Source organism: Thermodesulfobacteriota bacterium (genome assembly GCA_036482575.1).
Lineage (GTDB): Bacteria > Desulfobacterota > GWC2-55-46 > GWC2-55-46 > JAUVFY01 > JAZGJJ01.
In genome coordinates this window covers 1-6,224 of the sequence record JAZGJJ010000033.1, presented here as the reverse complement: position 1 = coordinate 6,224, position 6,224 = coordinate 1, and the positions used below count along the sequence as shown (strand labels likewise).

The following is a 6,224-nucleotide window of genomic DNA, read 5'->3' as shown; positions in this document are numbered from 1 at the left end:
CGCCGTCCTCGGTCTTCTCGAAGAGGGTGAAGAAGAGCGGGGCGTCGTAGGCGAGGGCGAGCCTGAAGGGGAAGCGGCTGAAGCGCATCGGCATGCCGAAGAACTCCGCTCTGGCGGCCTTCCTGCTCTGGGCCGGGGTGTCTATGTCCATGAAGGCGACCCCGCCGCCCTTAATGTGTTCGACTATTCCTCTTTCTCCCCCCTTTGCCATGAGAGAGCGTTCGGTGTCCGCCATAGCCAGGAATTTTTTGCTCAGAAGCCGCCCGGGGACAAGCCTCGATATATCGGCCGCCTTTTTAAAGAACCGTTTCCCTATAAGCTGCTTTACGTCGAGCCCAAGTGTGTTGAGCATGAAGACATAGAGCATCGGCCCGTAGTGCGCGCCTACTACAACGGCCCCCTTGCCTTCGGAGACGGCCCGCTCAAGGGGCTCTCTCCCTTCTATCCGGATCCCTTCCGCAAGCTCCGGGGACGCCTCGTAGAGGGCCAGGCCCCACACCCGGTCCGTGGCCGTCTGGACGAAGTATCTCAGTATGTAGCGCCACCGGGGCGCGGCGCTGCCGGTATGGCTTGCGAAGGCAGAGACTCCGCTCCACCTCTTGATGTTGCAGACGAGGGCGAGGAGGCCTGAGATAAGTCCCATGAGCCTTATCGCGGAAAGTTTTGACGGCGCCGCCTTTATACCGAGGGCCGCGAGCCGGATGCCGAGGTACTTGAGGTTGTACCTCGGCCATAGCTTGACGTTGTGTATCATGGAACGTAGACGCATCCGTATCTTCACGCCGTGGTCCGTCCGGCTGTCCGGAGTCTTTTATCCATCATGAGCATTTCGTCCACCTTCATCCCGCGGTGGAAGGCGGTCAGCGTGTCGTCGGATATTATGTAGTGGGGGTCTATGGGGTCGAGCCTCCTGACGTCTATGATGGCGGGCCACCGGCTAAGCTTGGTCCTTTTGCCGCAAAGCCGCACCTCACGGTTGAAGGGCGTCCGGCCCTGTGTGTGCGAGCCGTCCTTTTTGAGATGTCTTATCAGTTCCGACACGAACACCCTGTTTATGGGGGCGTAAGAGCCGTATGGGGCGGCCACCCGTATGGTAAGTTTGAAGACGATGCGCCGGTACTCTCCGGCGAGCCGTAATAACGAATCGACCTGGCTTAAGTCGTCTATGGTCCTCTGCAGCCAGACGGGCATGTTGAAGCGCATGCAATTATTAAGCGCCTCTACCTTCTCCATGTAGAGCTTGTGCGACTCCTCGTAAACGACGTCGTTTACGTTGAGGAAGACGAAGTCCAGGCCGTTTTCCTTCAACTCCTTCACGAACTCCGGGTCGCGGAGTTTCAGGCCGTTCGTGGCCAGGTCCAACCTCTTTTCCCCGAGTATGTCCTTTGCCGACCTTACGATATGCATCAGGTCCTTCCTTACCGTGGGCTCTCCCCCTATGAGGGAAAGGTTGCCGTTGGGGGTGGAGCCGGCTTCGAACTCCCTTATCATCGCGAGGAGGGTTTCGGCGGACCGGTCCCCGGGGCGCGGGGACTTTGTGTTGGAGAGCGTATAACAGTATCTGCATCTAACGTTGCACCGGTAGGTTATGGGGAGCAGCAGCTGGCTGTAAGGCTTTTCGTACTCCTGCTCGTAGCAGTCCCTGAAGAACGCGGCGTCGCTCTCCATCTTTTCGCTTAAGCGTCCGTGCTCTGCGCACTCCGCATGCAGGTACATCCCGTCCTTCTTCTCCTCGTAGAAGGCCGGGGAGTCCTTGGCGCACATGGGACAGAGGGCTATGGTCTCGGCGTATATTTGTTCCATTTTCATGGTCGGGGGTTTAAGTGTTCGACGGTTGCGTGGCCGGAGCGGTCGATGGCCGCAACTATCACCGTGCCGTTGGCAACCGGGTTTTTATATGGTAGCATTCCCGTGGACAGGGCGTCGAGGAGAATTCGTATGACTCCGTTGTGTGTGACCAGAAGAACCGTCTCTCCGGAGTGTTTTTCCTTCACCTCGTCAAGGAAAGACCTGACCCTGCCCTGGAAATCGCTATATTTTTCACCACCTTCCGGAATGAAGTTCATAAGCTCCTTCCCCTCGCGCTTCATCTGCCTTAAGATATAGGTAGAGGGTTTTCCTTCATATATGCCAAAACCCTGTTCCCGTAATCTTTCGTCCGTCTTTATGGTGGGGGCTTCGCGTCCTCCCCCCCCCTCCATGAGTATCTCGGCCGTCCTGTGGGCCCTCTCGAGGTCGCTCGAATAGACCGCGTCTAGTTTTTCCCTTTCAAGGGTTAGCGCAATCCCCCTGACCTGCTCCCGTCCCCTCTCGGAAAGGGTCCCGGGCAGGTGTCCCTGCACGATGCGCGAGGCGTTCTCCACGGTCTCGCCGTGCCTTATGATAATCAGTTTCAGCGGTTGCATGTCAATATGCGTTCTTGTTGAAAAACCCCCTCCATACCGTAAGCAGCATGATCTTGAGGTCGAAGGATAGGGACCAGTTCTCGATGTAGTAGAGGTCGTAGTCGAGCCTCTTTTTGATGTCCGTGTTCCCCCTGAGCCCGTTGACCTGCGCCCAGCCGGTTATCCCGGCCTTGATCTTATGCCGCAGCATATACTTGGGGATAGAGTCCCGGAACTCCTTTATGAAGACCGGCCTTTCCGGACGGGGACCGACAAGGCTCATCTTCCCCACGAAGACGTTAAAGAGCTGGGGCAGCTCGTCCAGGCTGGTCCTCCTGAGGAACGTACCCACCCAGGTGCGTCTCGGGTCGTCCTTGCTTGCCCATACCGGGCCGGTCCCTTCCTCGGCATCCACCCTCATGGAGCGGAACTTGAGCATCGAGAAGGTGCCCCCGCCTGCGCTTACCCGTTCCTGAGCGTAGAATACCGGGCCGGGGGAGGTGAGCTTTATGAGAGCGGCGATCAACGCCATAAGCGGTGCCGCTGCGACTATCCCCGCGGAAGAAGCGGTTATATCCATACCCCTCTTGATGACGACGTCCCACCCGTAGAGGGGGGAGTCACGCAGCGAGACGACCGGGATACCGTCGAAGTCCTCCACGCCGCCCCGGAGCGTTATCAGCTCGTATACGTCGGGGACGATCTTTATGTCAACGGCCTCGTCGCCTATGCTTTCGAGCACGTCCACGACCCTGCCGTGCTCCTCGAGGCCCAGGGCTATGATTACGAGGTCTATATTCCTCTTCCGTATAAGGTCCCCCGTGCCGTCATAGTCACAGAGTACCTTGACTCCTTCCACCTCTCCGGCGTCCCCGCCGCTCTTCCCCGAGACAAGCCCCACGACATTTATGCCGGTATCGGGATGGGCCCTCAGGCGGCGCAGCATATCCAGGGCCGCCGCACCGGTGCCGACGATAACGGCCTGTTTCATGTTGTAGCCCCTTTGTCTGAACTGCCCCAATGCCGCCCTCATGACGGCCCTTGCCAGGACCAGTGCGGCCACGTTCGTAAAGCCGAAGATTACCAAGACCAACCTTGAAAGTTCATAGCTTCGCACGAAAAAGCTGACCGCGGTGAGCAGGAGGACGGAAAGCAATCCCGCCTTTATTATGATGACCAACTCGGAGAACTGCGAGCTTGTCCTCATCGACCGGTACAGGCCGAACATCCTGAGAGTAACCCCCCATATTACTAGGATGGGTATCAGGAAGAGGAGATAAGTCGAAGGGGAGGGCATCTCCTTATAGAGCGGTATGAGGCCGCTGTGGAAACGGACGTAGAAGGAGAAGAGCCACGAGAGGGCTATTACCGTAAGGTCCGAGATAAATAGCAGGCTTTCAAAAAATCGGCTGTGTTCTTTCAGCATCCGGGGTACCTTCGGCGTTCTTAATTTTTTCTTCTATAAAAGAGCGGATGTTGTTCTTGAATATATGTCTGTCGAACTTAAGGGCATGTTCTCTTATGTCCTCCGGGTCGAATATCCCGGAGTCCCGCTCAAAGGCACGTACGGCTTCGACTAACGCTTCCGGCGTCTGCTCGTCGAAGAGTATCCCCGTCGGGGAGCCGCGTTCCGGGGAACCGGCCGGAACGACGGTCTCGAGCGCGCCGCCCTTGGCGTAGGCTATAACGGGCCTTCCGGACGCCATCGCCTCCAGCGGTACTATTCCGAAGTCCTCCACGCCGGGGAAGACAAGGGCCCTGCATCCGGCATAGCTCTCGCCGAGGCTCTTTTCATCAAGCCAGCCCAGGAATTCGATATTCGGCCCGGCCATGGCCCTGAGCCTCTTTTCGTCCTGACCGGTGCCGATGACCTTCAGCTTCAGCCCAAGCCGGTTGAACGCCTCCACCGCTATGTCGAGCCTCTTGTAGGGGGCGAAGGCGGAGGCGGCGAGGTAGTAGTCTCCCGCCGTATCCGCGAGATGGAACCGCTTGCAATCCACCGGGGGGTATATCACCGAAGCGTCCCTTCCATAGTACTTTCTTACCCTTTTCGCCACATGTATTGAATCGGCCACGAAGTGGTCGACCCTGCTGCTGGAAGAAGCGTCCCATATCCTGAGGTAGTGGGCAAGAAGAGAGAAGAACTTTTCAGAAAACCAGCCGGTCCTGTTCCTGCCGAAGTACTCCGGGTAGAGGTCCCAGACATACCTCATGGGGGTATAGATGTACGAGATATGCAGGGCGTCAGGCGGAGGGATTACCCCCTTGGCCACGCAATGGCTGCTGGAGATTATCATGTCGTAACCCCCGAGGTCGAACCGCTCTATGGCAAGAGGGAAGAGGGGGAGGTAGTGCCGGTATTTTTTCCTTGCAAGGGGGAGGCCCTGGATAAACGATGTCCTGATATCCATCCGCTCGATGGCGGGGGATACGCTGCCTTTGACGTGGAGGAGGGTATAGAGGTGTGCATCGGGGTATAGCTCGCAGAGCACCTCGAGTACCTTCTCTCCGCCCCGCATCCCCGTAAGCCAGTCGTGGATAATAGCTACTTTCACTATCTATCTCTTTCGACCCTCCTGAGGTCGGCCTCCACCATCATCCTTACAAGCTCCTCGAAGCCGGTCCTGGCTTCCCAGCCCAGTTCTTTTGCGGCCTTTTCCGGATTGCCGCAAAGCAGGTCGACCTCCGCGGGCCGGTAGAATTCAGGGGATACGCTAACGAGCGGCTTGCCGGTCTTCCGGTCCATGCCGGTGGTCTCGGCCCCGTCGCCTTCCCATGCGATACCGATCCCCACCGTCTTGAACGCGAATTCTACGAACTCCCTCACGCTGTGCGTCTCGCCCGTTGCGACCACGTAGTCATCGGGCTTTTCCCGCTGCAGCATAAGCCACATGGCCTCCACGTACTCCCCGGCGTACCCCCAGTCCCTCCTGGCGTCGAGGTTGCCCAGGACGAGACCCTCCTGCATTCCGTTCTTGATCCTTGCCACAGCGTCCGTTATCTTGCGCGTAACGAACTCTATTCCCCTTAAAGGGGACTCGTGGTTGAAGAGTATGCCCGAGCAGCAGAACAAGCCGTACGCCTCCCTGTAGTTTACGGTCGTCCAGTGGGCAAAGAGTTTTGAGGTCGCGTAGGGGCTCCTCGGGTAAAACGGGGTGGTTTCGTCCTGGGGCACGGCCCGGACCTTGCCGAACATTTCGGAGGACGAGGCCTGGTAAAATCTGGCATGAGGGGCGAAGTTCTTGACCGTCTCGAGCATTCTCAACGTGCCCACCGCGTTTATCTCCGTCGTCACGGAAGGCTGCTCGAAGGACGCCTTGACGAAGCTCTGGGCCGCCAGGTTGTAAATCTCGTCGGGTTGCAGGGACTTTACGCTGTTCATTATGTTCGTAAACTCCAGCAGGTCTATATGCATGGTCCGAACTTCGCCTTCTATGCCTAGTTCCCTGAGCCTCCAGGGGTCGGCGTTGGCGCTCCTCCTGTCCGCCCCGTATACTTCGTAGCCCTTTTCAAGGAGCAGCTTCGCCAGGTACGCACCGTCCTGCCCCCGCATGCCCGTTATTAGCGCTTTCTTTGCCATTCGTCTTCTCCTTCAGACCCCTACTGAAAAATCTTCCCTTTCAAGGGTCAAGTTTGGATTGTAATAAGGGTCTCCGTTTTTTAGAACGTAACCCCATTTATTGCGGAAGTGTTCCAACTCCCTCTCATATATTTTTAGTTTTTCCGGAGTATCATACTGCCCTCGCGTCTTGTGCTCATAATGATAGAGTTCGGCATGGGGGGTGAAAACCACCAGGTATCCCTTTTCTCTTATCTTCAAGCACAGGTCTATGTCATTAT

Annotated in this window: 7 protein-coding genes; all 7 read right to left on the bottom strand. The window is 57.3% G+C overall.

The genetic code is table 11. The features are described 5' to 3' along the window. Positions 1-781: hypothetical protein (locus tag V3W31_01420; protein MEE9613598.1), on the bottom strand; the 781-nt coding region annotated here is incomplete at its 3' end. Continuing rightward, the gene (locus tag V3W31_01415; protein MEE9613597.1) at positions 778-1,803 is read right to left on the bottom strand and encodes a radical SAM protein; all 1,026 of its coding nucleotides are present in this window, start codon (positions 1,801-1,803) and stop codon (positions 778-780) included. The genes V3W31_01420 and V3W31_01415, both read right to left, overlap by 4 nt. A gap of 2 nt (positions 1,804-1,805) precedes the next feature. Continuing rightward, positions 1,806-2,405: a histidine phosphatase family protein gene (locus V3W31_01410; protein MEE9613596.1), complete on the bottom strand. Its 600-nt coding sequence runs from the start codon at positions 2,403-2,405 to the stop codon at positions 1,806-1,808. A gap of 1 nt (position 2,406) precedes the next feature. After that, the gene (locus tag V3W31_01405; GenBank protein ID MEE9613595.1) at positions 2,407-3,810 is read right to left on the bottom strand and encodes an undecaprenyl-phosphate glucose phosphotransferase; all 1,404 of its coding nucleotides are present in this window, start codon (positions 3,808-3,810) and stop codon (positions 2,407-2,409) included. After that, positions 3,782-4,939: a glycosyltransferase gene (locus V3W31_01400; protein ID MEE9613594.1), complete on the bottom strand. Its 1,158-nt coding sequence runs from the start codon at positions 4,937-4,939 to the stop codon at positions 3,782-3,784. The genes V3W31_01405 and V3W31_01400 overlap by 29 nt, the downstream gene beginning before the upstream one ends. Beyond that, a complete protein-coding gene (gene gmd / locus V3W31_01395; GenBank protein ID MEE9613593.1) occupies positions 4,939-5,964 on the bottom strand; it encodes a GDP-mannose 4,6-dehydratase in 1,026 nt (341 codons plus the stop codon). Before gmd ends, V3W31_01400 begins: the two co-directional genes overlap by 1 nt. Positions 5,965-5,976: 12 nt before the next feature. Beyond that, on the bottom strand, positions 5,977-6,224 hold a 248-nt coding region (locus tag V3W31_01390; protein ID MEE9613592.1), incomplete at its 5' end, for a glycosyltransferase family 2 protein.